This is a genomic window from Nannocystis bainbridge, from assembly GCF_028368995.1.
In the GTDB taxonomy this organism is placed as follows: domain Bacteria; phylum Myxococcota_A; class Polyangia; order Nannocystales; family Nannocystaceae; genus Nannocystis; species Nannocystis bainbridge.
Genome location: NZ_JAQNDL010000003.1, coordinates 1,497,802 through 1,512,914, shown reverse-complemented (window position 1 = coordinate 1,512,914; position 15,113 = coordinate 1,497,802). Strand labels below are relative to the sequence as shown.

The window sequence follows — 15,113 nt, the reverse complement described above, 5'->3', positions numbered from 1 at the left end:
CGAGGTCACTGTGGAAGAGCAAGTCATTCGGTTACAGCGGTCGGAGTGGCGGTTTGATCCGAACGCACCGCTGGGGAGGCGGGGGGGCTTCGGGGCAGTCTATGCAGGACATGATGCCGCTGGTGGTGCGGTGGCGGTGAAGAAACTCCATATCAACAACGAGGCCGCTGGGCATCGGGAGATGGAGATGGCCGCCGTTCTGGCGACGCGTACCCTTCGAAACGTCATGCCGATACTGGATTGGGGATCCGACGCTGACGGCGGCGGATATTTCCTCGTGATGCCTCGTGCGGAGGGCTCATTGCAAGGCCGCCTTAATGGGGGAGCTTTGCCAGAGAGCGAGGCAGTTGCGGTGCTCATGGATATCGCGCGTGGATTGAGCGAGGTCCACGACATCGTACACCGAGACTTGAAGCCCGATAACGTCCTTCGATATGAAGGCAAATGGGTGGTTGCAGATTTCGGTATTGCAAAATTCGTTGAAGACAGCACGTCGCTCCGAACCCTTCGGGATTTTTTATCTGGGCATTACGCAGCACCGGAGCAATGGCGCCTCGAAGCTCCCACCAAGGCAACCGATATATATGCGTTGGGATGCATCGGGATTGCGTTGTTGACGGGTCTGCCTCCATTCGCGGGGCAAGATGATCTTCAGCGCTGCCATCTCCAGCAAACGCCCCCGAGCGTGTCTGCTAGCCCTGCGCTCCGTCAGATGCTCGCCGCATGTCTTCGGAAGCCGACCGGTGCGAGGCCATCCTTGTCCAGCTTGATCGAGCAGTTGGAGCGTGCTCAAGCGAAGGTCCTTCTGCACGACCCCATCATTGCTGCGGGGGCGATCGTGGCGGAACGAGCCTTAGCAAGCGACGCGCACGCCGCTCGCCAACGTGCTGCAGAAGAAGCACGAGTAGAATTGGCTCATGCCGGCGACTCTATCCTCGAGGAACTCCGGGAGCGCATCTTTAGCGAAATCATCGGTGCGAGCCCAATGGCTCATCGTGAGGATGACGCAAGTATCGCGCTGGGGGAAGGGGTGTTGTCGATCGAAAGTCGGTTCCAACTCATCCCTGCTGGGAAGTTCGAGAGTTCAGCCTGGGATGTGGTTGCAGGGTGGGTCGTAAAGGTGACTCAATCGAGCAATAAAAGTTATCGCGAGCGTTCGGCGAATCTATGGTACGCAGATCCGAGTAGATCCGGCTCTTATCGATGGTTCGAGGCGGGGCATTGGAGGCTTGGCCACGGGCCTGTTCATAGTCAGCCCTTTGCGCTTGTCCATAACAGCCAGTTGCGTGATGCAGACCTGGCGCTGTCAAAATCGATGCATTCAATGGATGTAACGCCACGCCCGCCGCGGCCCATCGATGGTGAAGGTGAGGAGTGGTTCATCGGTCGTTGGAAGAAATGGCTCGCTGAAGCCGCGACATCCAGCATGAGGTACCCGTCGCACCTGCCTGAGCGATAGCTAAATGCCAGCCGGGGACGGTATCGCTCATCAAAAATTCAGGTACTCGATGAGCGCCGCTGGCCATGTATGTCAGCTCAGCGCTCATGCAGTCCGAAGGCGCTGTCAGGCTAACCTAGCGCGATGGGTTGCGTAGAGTTCTTGAGGACTTGCCCGCGATGATAATCTCCGTGTCGCCGCTGACGCGGCATAGATTCTTTTTTCTTGCCTTCCCGTGTGGTTGGCGCGAACTCCGACCAAGTTGGCGCGAACTCCAGCCGGAGCGGCGTTGCCAGCGTGAAGTTTTTGGCGGCCAGCGCTACGCTTCGGGTGTGCGTCGTCTCGCGCTCGCTTCGTTCATGTTCGCCGCCTGTAACGGGGGCGGCAGTGGCATGACAGTGTTCAGTACGAGCATCACCACTGCGCCTCCGGAGAGCACTGCGAGCACCAGCGGCGAGACTGCGGGTTCGACGACGACCTCCAGCGCTTCGGGCGAAGACTCGACCGCAGGCGTTTCGACGGCTTCGAGCACGTCCTCCAGCTCCACCTCTTCGGGCGGGATCCGCGATGTCGGCATGGTCCCGGACGGTGGGGATGGTCCGCCGCCGGGGTGCAAGGGCAAGGTCGATCTCCTGTTCACGATCAGCTCGGCGAAGACCATGGAGGGCCAGCAAGCCAAGCTGAAGGCGAGCTTTCCAGGGTTCGTCGCCACGCTCGAGAACGAGTTCGCGGACTTCGACTATCACATCCTGTCTACCAACACCTTCGGCTCGTGGGTTTTGCCGTGGTGCGAGGGCTGCGGGGATGTCTGCGCCCAGACGCCCGAGTATCCATGTACCGCGACGCTGGAGCCATGCGACTCCGTCCAGGGCGCTGGCGTCACGTTCCCACGCGGCGACAACGCGACGAACCAGCGCTGCGACCTCACCAGCGGCCGTCGCTACATCGACACCGGTCAGTCATCGGATCTCGAGCATGCGTTCACTTGCGTCGCGTCGCTCGGGACGAATGGTGCGGACCAGGTCGCGGAGGCGACCGTGAAGGCGGTCGCCGACGCCATCAACGCGCCGGGCGGCTGCAACGAGGGGTTTCTGCGACCGGACGCGCTCCTCGTCGTCGTCGCCATCCAGGATACCGGGGATCAATTCAGCGATGGTACGGCAAAGGACTGGAGGGACGCGCTGATCGACGCGAAGGGCGGCGAGGCGGATGCGGTGGTGTTGCTGGTGATCTCGACCGACGTCGATGATCCTGCGGGCCTCTGCGGCTACGATCCCCCCGGCGTCGAACACAAGCTCCGCACCTGGACAGAGCTCATGCAGCCGAACGCCCGGTTCGGCTCGATCTGCGCGGGATCTTACACGGACTACTTCGAGGCGGTCGCCAAGATGATCAAGTCGCAGTGCGAGGTGTTCGTTCCGCAGTGATCGCTACGGGTAGAGGCGCAGCGCGAACGCTCGTGGCTGCAAGCCGTCGAACTCGCTGCCGACGATGTAGCTGTAGCCCCACGCATCGATAGCCAACCCTGCAGCCTCGTCTGGACCCTGGCCGGGTCCGTTGCGGAGCACCCCCCAGGCATGCGGGCCGATCGATCCGGAGACGGCGAAGATCCAGGCGTTCGCATCGGTCTGCGATTGTTCGCGCGCTCCGGCGATGATGATTTTGCCTTCGCGGTCTTCACCCACCGCGAACCCAAGCGCATCGCTCGAAGGAGTGGGCTCGATCCTCAGGGCACTCGGTTCGCCGTCAGCCGAGAACCAGCGCGTCAGCACCTGACGGACCGATCCTTTTTCGCGGCCCCATCCAGTCACGACGAACCCGCCCGCACGCAGAGGCGAGATCGCCATTCCTGCGTCTTCATCCAGGAGTTCGCCCGGTGAGGTCCATTCAGTGAGAGCTTCAGCATCCAGGGCGTAGTGCAGTACGACGGTCCGCCGGGCGAGGAAATTGTTCTGGTCCATGAGCTGGCGTTCACCGACCACGATCACCTCGTTGTCGACGATCGCCACGCCGCGGCCGACCTCGTCCCACGCGTTTGCGAAGTCGTCTTCCTTTGGCGCCGCGAATGTTTGCTCATCCAGGACCTGGCCGCCGCCCGTCGAAGAGACCCACCAGATTTTGAGGTCGTGCGTGCCGGGATGGACCTCGTCGGCGCCGACGAGGATCAGCGTCTCGTCGTCGGCGACGGCGATCGCGTGGACCTTCGTCCCGAGCGGCCCGATCGTCGTCGGTTCTTTCGGCTCGCCGAACTTCACGCGGGACATGGCCCACCGCGTCGAACCGTTCTCCGGCATGGTCCAGGCCACGAACGCGGTGTCGTCCTCGCCGACTGCGATCGCCGGTCCGCGGCCGCCGCCCGTCACGGCGACCGCGCCGAGCAATACGGGATCGCCTTCGGGCTGGCCCTTCGTGCCGTCGATGCGCACCGCGACCGCCTCGAGGCCCTTGTTCGTCTCGAAGAAGCCCGCGGTGGCGATCCCGTTGCCGAGCATCGCCGCGCTGGTGAAGCCGTTGACCGGTCCGGCCTTGACGTAGGGCGGCCAGACGTCGGTGCCGCCGGGCTGGACGTCGATCGTCAGCTCCGCCTGGCCCTGGCCGCGGACACCGTCGGCTGCGTGGGCGACGGCGCGGAGCGTGTGCGAGCCGTCGCCGGGGACATCGTCCGAGGTCACCTCGAACACGTGGACGGGGTTCACCGGCGCAGCGCCGAGCACCAGCGGCACGTCGCCGTCGAAGATGTCGATCGACGCGACCGGCCGTGATGTCCAGACCGTCACCTGCACCTCGCCGACGTCGACCATCGGTGACGGAGACAGGGAGAGCTTGACCTCGATGGGGATCGCCTTGCCGTCGTCGTCGTCGCCGGCTTCTCCTGAGCTCGAGCCATCGCTCGCGCTCCCGTCCTCGGTGGTGCTGCCTAAGGCGGTCTCGCCGAGGTCGGGGTCGGGTGGCGCGTCAGTGGTAGTGGCGCTCGTCGAGCTGCTCGTGGGGTCCGGGCCGAGCGGGGCTTCGTCGGTGAGGCCGTACCAGGCCGGGGCGTGGAGGGAGCACGCGGCGAGCACCAGCAAGGCGCTCGAGATCTCGAGGGCGTGGCGATTCAGCATGACGAATCTTCGCAAGGGCCTAGAACGAGAGGAGGAGTGTACCTGGCTGCACGCGCAGCCGTGCGTGAGGGCGACGGGACGGCGGCGCGATGAGCAGTGCCAAACCTGTAACGACGCTTACAACCATGGCAGCTCCGAGGAGCCCGGCGGTGATCGTGAGGCCCTGATATTTGCGATCGGCGGCGTTCGCCTCCGCGAACTCGGGAGCGGAGAGGTCGCGCTGCTCCGCGGTGGCCTGGGCGTCGATGGCGAGGATCGTCGCATTGGCCTGTCGTCGCCCGACGAGGCTGGCGGCCATCCCTCCGGCCAGTCCGGCCGCGGCCGCGAGGATGCTCGCACCGGCGATGACGCGGCCTCGCGGGCGAACTGGCGCCTTGCCGCCTTCGGGCAGCGGCTCGGGTCCTTCGGCGCGTGGAGTGTTCTCGGCGGGCTCCGCGGGCGCATCGACCTTTGCGGGTGGCGATGCGAGTGGGTCCTTCGGGGGGGCGGCCGCGCAGGTGATGCCAGCGCGCTCGCCCTTTGCGATGTCCCGGGCTTCGATCTCGAGCCATGCCGCGCGCTCGTCTGCGTCGGTGAAGGGACCGCTGAGGAGCAGCTCGCGGGCCAGCGCGAGCGCGCGGCAGAGATAGGCGGCGTCGGTGGTGTCGTCGTGCAGGGCGAGCAGGCTGTCGTGCGCGCCGTGGAGGGCTTCGGGGCGGTGCACGTCGGGAGCTTCGGCGCGCTCGAGGTACAGCTCGAGCGCCCGCGAATAATCACCCGCGTTGTAGGCCGCGTCGGCGTCCTTCTGCGCGGGAGGTGCGAGCATCGTGAGGGCGAGGGTGATGCGCATCAGCATGGCGGTCTCTCGGTCAAGGCTGCTTCTCTTCGAAGAAGGTGTGGCGGCGGCGGAGGTCGTGGAGGTCGAGGCCGGCGAGCGCGTCGCGGAGACATTGCGCGTGGACCGAGCCGGACGAGACGCCGCCGAACTCGGCGGGCGCGCCGGGCGTCCAGGTCACGACGACGCGGCGAGGCTCGGTGCGGGCTGCGGCGAGGCAGCGGCGCGCGCGGGCCTCCACTTTACGCATGCGGGCCTCCCAGGCGGCCACGGGGTCCTGCTTGCGCGGACGCGTGGGGCGCGTCGTGGCGGCGGTTTCGTGCGGGGTCTCGACAATAGGCGCGGCGGTCGGGGCGAGCATGGGCGGTGGAACGGGTAGGGGGTCGAGCGCGGAATCATGTGTTCTATGAGACATGTCCGTGGGGACATTGTCATGGGCGTGAACGGCGGGGGGAGTGACTGGCGTCGCGGGGACCTGCTCGCGCGCGGGCGAGGCGGGTCGGAACCACCACCCGGCGGCGGCGAGGCCGAGCGTTGCGAACAGGACGAGCGCGAGGCGGGCGAGCCTTCGCGGTGGGGCGGTGACGGATGCCGGGGCTGGGCCGAGGGCGTTCGTCGCGGCGACGCGCGGGGGAGCGGGCTCCGCTGCGGGCTCGGGCGGGCTCGCGGTCGCGGGAGGGGACGCGCTGGCGGCCGCCTCCTCGCGCTCCGCTTCGCGCTCGGCGTCGAGCTCGGCCTGCTCGTCCTCGAGGCTGGTCTGCACCCACGCGAGCGTCGGGCGCTCTCGTGGGTCCGCGTGCAGCATCTTTTTCAGAAGATGCTCGAGGCCGGGGGGGCAGCCGCGGCAGACCTTGCGGGCGGGTGTCGCCTCGCTGGCTGCGGGTGGGAACGGGCGCAGCCCGGTGAGCAGGCGGTAGAGCAGGAGGCCCAGCGCGAACACGTCGCTCGCGGTGGTGAAGGCTGCCCCGGCGCGCACCTCGGGCGGCGCGTAGTCCATGCGCTGCAAGGGCTTTTCGCGGGCTGGTTCGATGCGATCTTCGGGGGGCGTGGCCCAGCGCTCCGTCACGCGGGCGTAGAACTCGGGCGACACCTGCGCCTGATCGAAGTCGAAGATCCAGGCTTGCGGCGGATCGCCGCGCGCGATCAGGACGTTGCCGACGTGGAGGTCGCGGTAGACGAGGCCGGCCGCGTGCACGGTTTCGAGGGCGCTCGCGAGCTGGTGGCCCACCGCGATCACCTCGTCGGGTCGCAGGTGCCGGTCAGGCCGGGTGAATTGCGACGCGGGCGAGCCGGGGCACAGCTCCATCACCGCGAAGCGCTGACCTTCGTCCCGGGCGGGATCGCCGGGATGGACGCCGAAATGGTGGATCTGCGGGATGTTCGGGTGGCGCAGCGCGGACAGGATCTTGGCGGCGCGGCGAAAGCGGAGCGCATCGTCCTCGCTCGGGCTGGCGGCGCGCAGGACCTTGAGCGCGACCTCCCGCGACAGCGCACGATCGGAGGCGCGGTAGACGACGGCGCTGGCGCCGATGCCGATGACCTCGAGGCGATCGTAACAACCGCCGAACAGCGGCCGCGAGGTCTGGGGGTGCGCGGCGAGGATCGCGTCGAGCCCGCGCCGCAGGTGATCGGCGGAAGGGAGGCGCTCGGTGACTTCGCGATCGAGCGCGGCGAGCAGCAAGCGCGAGAGGTCGTCAGGGGCGTCGCTGTCGGGACAGACCTCGGCGATCGGCGAGAGGTCGGACGGATCGGGCAAGATCCCCGTGCACAGCAGATAGAGCGTGGCGCCGAGCGAGTAGACGTCGAGGCGCGGCTCGGCGGGGCGCAGACCGGCTTCGGGTGGGAGGTATGCGGGGGTACCGATCGCGCGACCGAGCTCGGTCTTGTGGCGCTCGGGCACCTGTGAGGCGAAGCGGGCGTCCTGGACCTCGTGGAACGGAGTGCCGACGCTTGCGAGGCCGAGATCGATGACCTTGGCGACGGGCCGACCGGCGTCGTGGGCGATCATGATGTTGTCGGGCTTGACGTCGCGATGCACCACGCCCGCGCGGTGCAATGCGTGCAGGGCTCCGGCGATCTGGGCGCCGAACTCGGCGACCTCGCGCCACGGCAGAGGGCCGCGAGCGAGCCGCTGCGACAGTGATTCGCCCTCGAGGTGCTCGAGCGCCATGTACGGCCGGGCGTCGAGGGTGTGGCCGAACGCGAGCGTCCGGACGATGTGCGGGTGGCGGATGTTGCTGAGGACCTCGGCCTCGTCCTCGAAGCGCCGCCGCGACTCCGGGCCGGTCCGGTGCAGGAGCTTGAGCGCCACGTGGCAGCGACGGGTCAAGTCCTTGGCGAGGAACACGTGGGCCATGCCGCCCACGGCGAGGCGCTCGAGGATCCGGTAGCGGCCGTCGATCACCTCGCCGAGGTAGTCGGAGCCGGCCTCGATATGGATGGGCCACGCGGGATAGGTCCGCGGAGCCGGCGTCGGGGAGCTGTCCATCGCAGCCCAGGTTGCCATACGCGCCCGAGCATCGGGTGTCCTTGCGACCTGAACACATCATCATGTACGTTCAGGCAGGTCGGTAGAAATGCTTGGATGAACGATCCTTGCAGCAGCAAGAGATTGAAGCGGGCCAGAGCATTGCGCGACCGGGAGGTCCCATCGGAGACGCCAAAGCAACGACAGCGCCGCGAGCTCGGACTCGCGGCCGGACGGATCTGCCTGTGGCACGATTGTCTTCGGCGCAGAGACGATCGGATGTTCGCGGCAGGACGATGCGTCGCGGTGAGGAGATACCGTCTGTCTCTTGGGTCATGTCGTGACGCGGGGCGTGGGGTCGGGGAGCGGGACCGGTGGTTTGCTTTCATGGCGCGGCGTGCGGTCGGCTCCGTGTCGGGCGCGCTCGCTTCCGGGGTTGCGTCGAGGGGTCGTAGATCCCGGGCGCCGCATGAGCCTGCCGCGCCGCCGGGGGGAGGGTTCGCGGGCGCAGGGGGGACGGCGCGCGCGTGGGGGCGCGGTGAGGTGCGGAAGCTCCGGGTGCGCTGCGGCCGCGATTGAGGGGTGGGGCGGGGCGCGGGCCGGGGGGCACCTGCTAAGCTGGCGACCGTGTCGAGGCCGCTTCACGAGGTCGATGCGACCCTGCGGGGCGACGAGGTCCCGCACGAGACGCCGCGCGGGGAGCTCTACGCCAATCGCTACCAGATCGAGGCGCTGGCCGGGCGCGGGGGGATGGGGGCGGTGTACCGCGCGGTCGATGTGCTGGTGGGCGACGTGGTCGCGCTCAAGCTGCTCGGCAACTCGGTGACGCCGAAGCAGCTCGAGGGGTTCCGCCGCGAGGTCCGGCTGGCGCGCCGGATCAGCCACCCGAACGTGGCCCGCACGCACGACATGGGCGAGCACCGCGGGGTGCCGTTCCTGATCATGGAGTTCGTCGAGGGCTCGACGCTGCAGGATCTGCTTCACGACCCGGCGTCGGCCGGCGGGCTGGCGCCGGCCCGCGCGGCCCGCATCGCGCTGTCGGTGTGCGAGGCGCTGACGGCGGCGCACGCGGCGGGGGTGGTCCATCGCGACCTCAAGCCGGCCAACGTGCTGCTCGAGGTCGAGGGCCGGGTGGTGCTCACCGACTTCGGCATCGCGCGGCCGCTCGACGACGGCCAGCACACGCAGGGGCTGCTCGGGACGCCGGTGTACATGGCGCCGGAGCAGGTGGCGGGGGCGCCGGTCGACGCGCGCACCGACCTCTACGCGGTCGGGCTGGTGCTGTTCGAGATGCTGACGGGGCGGCTGCCGTTCGCCGGCGACACGGCGTTCGCGGCGGCGCTGGCCCGCCTGACGGAGCGGCCGCTCGAGCTGCTGTCCGTGCGGCCCGACGCGCCCGAGGCGCTGGCGGAGCTGGTGCGGCAGTGCCTGTCCCAAGAGTCAGGTCATCGGCCGGCCAGCGCGGCGGCGATCGCCGAGCGGCTGCGCGGGTGGCTGGTCGGCAGCGGCGAGACGATCTCGAGCGGGGCGGGGCCGCTTTCGACGCTGGCCTCGACGCGTCACCCGGCCGGGGCGACGACGCCGACCGCGACGCTGCAGGCGCCGATGGTGGCGGTGCTGCCGTTGCGCTACCAGGGGCCGCCGGCGACGGCGTACCTGGGCGAGGCGCTGACTGACGCGGCGATCGACGTGCTGCAGCAGACCGGCGGGATGCGGGTGCTCGGCAGCGGGGCGACGGCCCGCTACCGCGACGCTCGCGACCCGCGGGCGGTCGGCACGGAGCTGGGCGCGGCGATGGTGGTCGACGCGACGCTGCAGGTGACGCCGACGCTGCTGCGCGTGCAGGCCCGGCTGGTCGAGGTCCAGACCGGGCTGCAGGTCTACAACGAGCGGTTCGAGGCCCGCGCCGAGGACTTGCTCGACGCGCAGGAGATCGTCGGCAAGAAGATCGCCGAGGGCCTGCGCGTCGAGCTGACGACGTACGCGCACCGCCGCACCGGCACGCCCGAGGCGATCGCGCTGTACCGCCGGGCCCGCCGCAAGATCATCGGCGGGCACGTGGTCGGGCCCGACGGGGCGATCGAGCTGCTCGAGGAGGCGCTGCAGGCGGCGCCGATGTTCCGCCCGGCGCTCGCCAGCTACGCGGTGGCGTGCACGCGCGCGTGGTTCTTCGCGACCCGCGTGGGCTCGCCGCGCGACTTCGCGGCGCTGTCGCGCGCGGCGGTCGAGCGCACGCTCGAGCTGGCGCCGGACCTGGCCGAGTCGCAGTTCGCCCGCGGGATGTACGAGGTGCAGGTCGGCGAGTGGCGCGACGCGGTCAAGGCGTTCGTCCGGGCGCTCGATCTGGCGCCGACCTACGCCCACGCCCACGAGTACCTGTCGCAGCTGCAGTGCGAGGCGGGCAACATCGAGGACGGGGTGACCCGCGCCCGCCTGGCGGCGGCGCTCGAGCCGAGCCTGCTGCAGGCGTACGCCCACGTGGCCCGGGTGCACGCGCTCCGCCGCGACCTCGGGGCGCTGCACGAGTTCCTCGACAAGCTCGAGCACCAGCCGCACTTCCAGTTCCAGGCGCTCATCACCCGCGTGCGCGTGGCCGGGTGGTTCGGCGATCTGGACACGGTGCGCGCGTGCCTCGAGCGCTCGCGGTCGATGGCCCAGGGCGAGCGCGAGAACGCGGTCAGCTTCTCGGCCCACGGGCTGCTCGGCGACTACGACCGCGAGCGGCTGTGGGTCGGTCTCGAGGACGTGATCAAGAACGGTCCGAGCCCGCGCATGCTGACCTCGACGTGCCAGGTGACCGCCGAGATCATGGGCCTGCGCGGGTTCCAGGACGACTGCCTGGCGCTGATCGAGCGCGCCTGCGAGTCCCGCCTGATCGACCTCGAGTGGCTCGACCTGTGCCCGGCGCTGGCGGCGGTCCGCGCCGACCCCCGCTTCCTCAAGGTCCGTCGCACGGTCGCCCAGCGCGTCGAAGCGATGTGGATCGTGTGAGCGGATAGGTAGAGGATGGCCCGGAGGGCATGCTCGAAGGGGCATGTGCTTTGGGACATGCCTGATGGAGCATGCTCGAAAGGGCATGTCTGAACGGGCATGTGTGCTTGGCGGGCGCGTCAGCGCGCGGGCGGGTCTTCGAGGCGGAAGAAGCGGAAGCCGCCGCCGCCGCGCCAGCCGGTCGCCGCGGTCGCGCCGCTCGGGTCCTCGCCGTCGACCACGGCGCGCAGGCGCGGCAGGCAGTGGGTCTCGGCGTGCGGGCCGAGCTCGACGGCCAGCCAGCGGCGCCGCATCTTGTGGGCGACGGCGGCGGTGGTGCCGGAGCCGGCGAAGCAGTCGAGCACGAGGTCGCCGGGGGCGGTGGCGACGTCGAGGCAGCGCTTGAGCAGCAGCTCGGGCTTCTTGCCGTGCGAGAAGGCGACGCCGCCCTCGTTGTGGAGGTTGTTGGGCAGGAGGTCGTCCCAGATCGTCGACAGCGGCTGGGCGGTGACGCGGCGGCCGTCGACCTCGCGGACCTTGGCCGCATAGAAGATCAGCTGCTCGCCGCCGAGGAAGTACATGTCCTCGCGGCCAGGTCGCTCGGCGCGCAGGACCACGCCGGGCTCGGCGGCCGAGCGGGCCAGGATCTGCCGCGCGGGCTCGCCGACGTCGCGGGCGGCGATGCGGGCGGTGCGGACGACCCGGTGGGGGGATGCGAGCACGAACGCCTCGAGCTCGGCCTCGTGGGCGCCGCCCCGCAGGCCGCCGGGGGCGAGGCCGCGGGCCCGCGCGAACGCCTGGCGCAGCGGGACCAAGCGCCAGCGCTCCGGCGGGTCGTCGATGTTGTCGATCCACCGGCTGTAACGGGCGTCGCGCGCGGTCGCGGCGTGGACCCGCTCGGGGCGCCAGGCGCTGCGCTGGCGGGCGTAGACGACGATGAAGCTGGCGGTGCTGACGAAGCCGGCGTTGACGGCCTTGGGCCCCGAGACGGAGCTCTGCTTGAAGGTGATCACGGCGATCCGGTTGGCCCGCCCGAACACCTCGTCGGCGGCGGTGATCAGATAGGCCAGCTCGTTGTCGTCGATGTGCACGAACAGCGTGCCCGAGGCGGCGAGCAGCCGCTGCAGCACCTCGAGGCGCTGACGGATCTGCGCCGACCAGCGCTCGTGGTCGACGCCGTCGTCGTAGTGCGCGAACACCTGGCCGGTGTTGTAGGGCGGGTCGATGTACACGCACTGCACCCGGCCGGCGAACTCGGGCTCGAGCGCGCGCAGGACGGCGAGGTTGTCGCCGTGGATCAGGCGATTGTCGAAAAGGTCGCCTTCGCCGGGCCGGGCGGCGCGGTGGCCGAGCGCGAGGTCTTCGCGTAACACCGGCGTGACGGGGTCGTCGGCGGCGAGGCGCTGCGATCGGCCGCGTGCAGGCATCGCGCGCGAGGGTAGCACTCGGCCGCGGCGGGCGCCGCGGACAAGTGGACGCGATCGTCCGCCTGGTGCATGTCCCTTGGGACAGGGTCATGAGGCCGCGTCCTGGAGCCGGAGACGACACGCGGTCGGGGGCGCACAGCCGCGTCTGCGCGTGCGGGGCGTGCGCTGGCGGAGGTCGGCGCTCGCGTGATGCGTGGGCCCGGGCCCACGCGTTTACTTGCGTGGACGGTTGATGCATCTTGACCGGAGATGCAGCGGCTGGTGGACGCGTTTCGAGGCCGGTTGAACGACAACGTGGCAGCGTCCGCGGCCAGGATCCGGGCCGCGAAGTTGCCGTTCTACGAGGGCCTCACCGATCCGCAGCTGTCGGCCACGCTGGCCCGCGCGTTCGAGGCGGTGGCCCTCGACCTGGCCCACGGAGAGCCGCAGGCGCTGCTGCAGCGCATGCGCGAGATCGCGGTGGTCCGCTCGCAGCTCGGGGTGGCGGTGATGGATGTCGTCACGGGCCTCAACCTCGGGTTCCAGGCGGTGTCCGACGATTTCGCGGCGCATCACCCCGACGAGCCCGAGCTCCGCCTCGGCTGGGAGCGCGCGCGGGCGAAGCTCGCCTACGCCGGGGCGGCGGTGCTGGCCGATACGTACCTGCAGGCGCGCGAGGCGGTGGTGCGAGCCCAATCGGAGGCGCTGGTGCGGCTGTCGCTGCGGGTGCTGCCGCTGTACCCCGGGGTGGTGGTGCTGCCGCTGCTGGGCGAGCTGGGGGCCGAGCGCGCGCAGCAGATCACCGAGGCGCTGCTGGCGGCGGTGGCCAGGCATTCGGCGGCCTATGCGTTGATCGATCTGTCGGGCGTGCCGAGCCTCGACACCGACGAGGCCGTGCAGCTGCTGGCCCGCGCGGCGCAGGCGATCGAGCTGCTCGGGGCGACGCCGGTGCTGGTCGGGATCCAGCCGGCAGTGGCACAGTCGATGAGCGCCCGCGGGGTGTCGTTCCGGGCGCCGACGCTGGCCGACCTGGCGAGCGGGCTGCGCTACGCGCTGCGCGGGCTCGGCGTCGAGCTCACGCAGACGCGCTAGATTCGGTGCGCCGTGGACATGGCCTCGGGGGCATGTCCGATGGGATAGGTCGGATAGGGCATGTCCCAGGGGGCATGTCCTGCGGGGCATGCAGAGCGGCGCGCGTCAGCCGGCGCGGGGGAAGCGAGCGGCGAGGGTCATGGCGGCGAGCAGGGAGTCGAAGTCGAACGGGCCCTCGTGGCGGATGCCGTTGACGAAGAAGGTCGGGGTGCCGGTGACGCCGCTGATGGCCCCGCTGTGGCGGTCGCCGCGGACCTTCTCGAGGTGACGGTGGGCCTGCAGGTCGGCGACGAAGCGGTGCATGTCGAGGCCGAGCTGCTCGCCGTAATGCCCGAGGTGCGGGACGGTGAGGGCGTGCTGGTTCTCGAACAGGAGGTCGTGCATCTGCCAGTACTTGCCCTGGGCGCCGGCGGCCTCGGCAGCCTCGGCGGAGAGCCGGGCGTGCGGGTGGGCGGCCTCGAGCGGGAAGTTGCGGAAGCCGAAGCAGAGCTGATCGCCGAGCGCCCGTACGAGGGCGTGGACGACGATCTGGGCCTGGCCGCAGAAGGGGCACTCGAAGTCGCCGAATTCGACGAGGTGAATCGCCCGCGAGAGCTCGCCGCGCAGGTGATCGCGCAGGCCGAGCGAAGGCTTGAGGGTGCTCATGATCGGTCTCCTGGCGGCGAACGCCGGGCTGATGTGTGGACGAAGAGGCCCACCCGCGAAGGCTGGGCCGAGGCGCGGGGCTGTCAATGCGACGAGCCGGCGCGGCTGCGCTGTCGCTCGCGTCCGCGGGCCTCGCGGGCGTCACTCCTGGGGCCGCCGCGACGAGACGCGAGGCCGGCGCCCGGCGTGGCGGGGAGGCGAGCTGGCCGTCATGCGCCGGGCTTGATAGACTTGGAGGCGTGTCCGCGGTCCCCCAGGTACGCATGAGCCTCGAGGCGTTCCTGGTGTGGGAGCAGGAGCAGGAGCCGCGATACGAGCTCGTCGACGGCGAGGTGTTCGCGATGGCGGGTGGCTCGACGTTCCACGCGCACATCGGCGTCAACCTCGCCGCGACGCTGCGCGAGCAGCTGCGGCCGCGCGGTTGTTTCACGTTCCACGAGGGCATGAAGGTGCGCGTGGGCGCAGATGTGGTCTATCCCGACGTGGTGGTCAGCTGCGATCCGGAGCAGCTCGAGCGGAGCCTGGTCGAGCGGCCGGCGCTGATCGTCGAGGTGCTCTCGCCGTCGACCGAGAGCTTCGATCGGGGGCGCAAATGGGCGCTGTATCAGCAGCTGAGCAGCCTGCAGGCGTACTTGCTGGTGAGCCAGGAGGCGCTGTCGGTCGAGGTCTTCGTCCGCGCGGCGCACGGCTGGCACTACCGGCGCGAGGCCGGGGCCGAGGCGGTGGTCGAGCTGGCGGCGCCGCCGTGCCGCCTGGCGCTCACGGACGTGTATGACGGCCTGCTCGCGCGGCTCGGTTGAGCGCGCAGGGCTCCGTCGCGCCCATCGTCGCGTGGTAGAGCCGGGCGGTGCGGCCTGGCGCGCTCGCGCTTCGAGGCGGCCTGTCCTTGAGGACAGGTCGCGGTGCGGCGCTCAGGGGACGATGGTGCGCAGGCTGTCGACGGCGTGGACCGGGGCCATGTCGCCGGCCATGAGGTGGGCGATGGCGCCGTAGACGAGGCGCTGCTGGGCGACCATGGTCTTGCCGGCGAACTCGGAGGAGACGACGACGATGGCGTAGTGGCCGCCGCCGCCCGAGACCTGGACGTCGTCTGCGGGCATCTTGGCGAGGATGGCCTCGCGGATGGCGTCGACGACGGAGCCCTGGAAGTTGGTCGGGTGGTGACTCATGGCCGGAG

11 protein-coding genes are annotated in these 15,113 nt (G+C 69.9%); 5 read left to right on the top strand and 6 right to left on the bottom strand.

All coding sequences use genetic code 11. The features are described 5' to 3' along the window. The first annotated feature begins 10 nt into the window (after positions 1-10). Both POL25_RS31255 and POL25_RS31250 read left to right on the top strand, forming a co-directional pair. Positions 11-1,459 carry a serine/threonine-protein kinase gene (locus POL25_RS31255; RefSeq protein WP_272089927.1) on the top strand — a complete coding sequence of 483 codons (1,449 nt, stop codon included), beginning with the start codon at positions 11-13 and terminating at the stop codon, positions 1,457-1,459. A gap of 170 nt (positions 1,460-1,629) precedes the next feature. Beyond that, the gene (locus POL25_RS31250; RefSeq protein ID WP_272089926.1) at positions 1,630-2,865 is read left to right on the top strand and encodes a hypothetical protein; all 1,236 of its coding nucleotides are present in this window, start codon (positions 1,630-1,632) and stop codon (positions 2,863-2,865) included. 3 nt (positions 2,866-2,868) lie between these two features. Here POL25_RS31250 and POL25_RS31245 read toward each other — a convergent pair whose 3' ends face one another. The 3 genes from POL25_RS31245 to POL25_RS31235 all read right to left on the bottom strand — a co-directional run bounded on the left by POL25_RS31245 (position 2,869) and on the right by POL25_RS31235 (position 7,862). Beyond that, the gene (locus POL25_RS31245; protein ID WP_272089925.1) at positions 2,869-4,239 is read right to left on the bottom strand and encodes a hypothetical protein; all 1,371 of its coding nucleotides are present in this window, start codon (positions 4,237-4,239) and stop codon (positions 2,869-2,871) included. A gap of 322 nt (positions 4,240-4,561) precedes the next feature. Beyond that, positions 4,562-5,377, bottom strand: coding sequence for a hypothetical protein (locus POL25_RS31240; RefSeq protein ID WP_272089924.1), 816 nt, complete (start codon positions 5,375-5,377; stop codon positions 4,562-4,564). 13 nt (positions 5,378-5,390) lie between these two features. Next, positions 5,391-7,862: a serine/threonine-protein kinase gene (locus POL25_RS31235; RefSeq protein WP_272089923.1), complete on the bottom strand. Its 2,472-nt coding sequence runs from the start codon at positions 7,860-7,862 to the stop codon at positions 5,391-5,393. A 588-nt stretch (positions 7,863-8,450) separates the two neighbouring features. On the opposite strand from POL25_RS31235, the gene POL25_RS31230 reads away from it, so the two are divergent. Then, a complete protein-coding gene (locus POL25_RS31230; RefSeq protein ID WP_272089922.1) occupies positions 8,451-10,814 on the top strand; it encodes a serine/threonine-protein kinase in 2,364 nt (787 codons plus the stop codon). Positions 10,815-10,933: 119 nt separating this feature from the next. Here POL25_RS31230 and POL25_RS31225 read toward each other — a convergent pair whose 3' ends face one another. Next, a complete protein-coding gene (locus POL25_RS31225; protein WP_272089921.1) occupies positions 10,934-12,220 on the bottom strand; it encodes a site-specific DNA-methyltransferase in 1,287 nt (428 codons plus the stop codon). Positions 12,221-12,481: 261 nt separating this feature from the next. Here POL25_RS31225 and POL25_RS31220 point away from each other — a divergent pair, with 261 nt between their 5' ends. Beyond that, positions 12,482-13,291 (top strand): STAS domain-containing protein, encoded by an 810-nt coding sequence (locus tag POL25_RS31220; RefSeq protein WP_272089920.1) that lies wholly within the window; start codon positions 12,482-12,484, stop codon positions 13,289-13,291. A 105-nt stretch (positions 13,292-13,396) separates the two neighbouring features. On the opposite strand, the gene POL25_RS31215 is transcribed toward POL25_RS31220, so the two are convergent. Then, positions 13,397-13,936: a DsbA family protein gene (locus POL25_RS31215; protein WP_272089919.1), complete on the bottom strand. Its 540-nt coding sequence runs from the start codon at positions 13,934-13,936 to the stop codon at positions 13,397-13,399. A gap of 239 nt (positions 13,937-14,175) precedes the next feature. Between POL25_RS31215 and POL25_RS31210 the strand changes: the two genes are divergently transcribed. Continuing rightward, entirely contained in the window at positions 14,176-14,736 is a 561-nt protein-coding gene (locus POL25_RS31210) for a Uma2 family endonuclease (protein WP_272089918.1), read from the top strand. Between the two features lie 111 nt (positions 14,737-14,847). On the opposite strand, the gene POL25_RS31205 is transcribed toward POL25_RS31210, so the two are convergent. Continuing rightward, the gene (locus POL25_RS31205; RefSeq protein ID WP_272089917.1) at positions 14,848-15,105 is read right to left on the bottom strand and encodes a BolA/IbaG family iron-sulfur metabolism protein; all 258 of its coding nucleotides are present in this window, start codon (positions 15,103-15,105) and stop codon (positions 14,848-14,850) included. Positions 15,106-15,113: the final 8 nt, after the last annotated feature.

Excerpts from the sequence above, each read along its gene's own strand:
- POL25_RS31215 (WP_272089919.1), bottom strand. The coding sequence starts at position 13,936 with ATGAGCACCCTCAAGCCTTCGCTCGGCCTGCGCGATCACCTGCGCGGC.
- POL25_RS31245 (WP_272089925.1), bottom strand. The coding sequence starts at position 4,239 with ATGGTCGACGTCGGCGAGGTGCAGGTGACGGTCTGGACATCACGGCCG.
- POL25_RS31235 (WP_272089923.1), bottom strand. The coding sequence starts at position 7,862 with ATGGCAACCTGGGCTGCGATGGACAGCTCCCCGACGCCGGCTCCGCGG.
- POL25_RS31205 (WP_272089917.1), bottom strand. The coding sequence starts at position 15,105 with ATGAGTCACCACCCGACCAACTTCCAGGGCTCCGTCGTCGACGCCATC.
- POL25_RS31225 (WP_272089921.1), bottom strand. The coding sequence starts at position 12,220 with ATGCCTGCACGCGGCCGATCGCAGCGCCTCGCCGCCGACGACCCCGTC.
- POL25_RS31240 (WP_272089924.1), bottom strand. The coding sequence starts at position 5,377 with ATGCTGATGCGCATCACCCTCGCCCTCACGATGCTCGCACCTCCCGCG.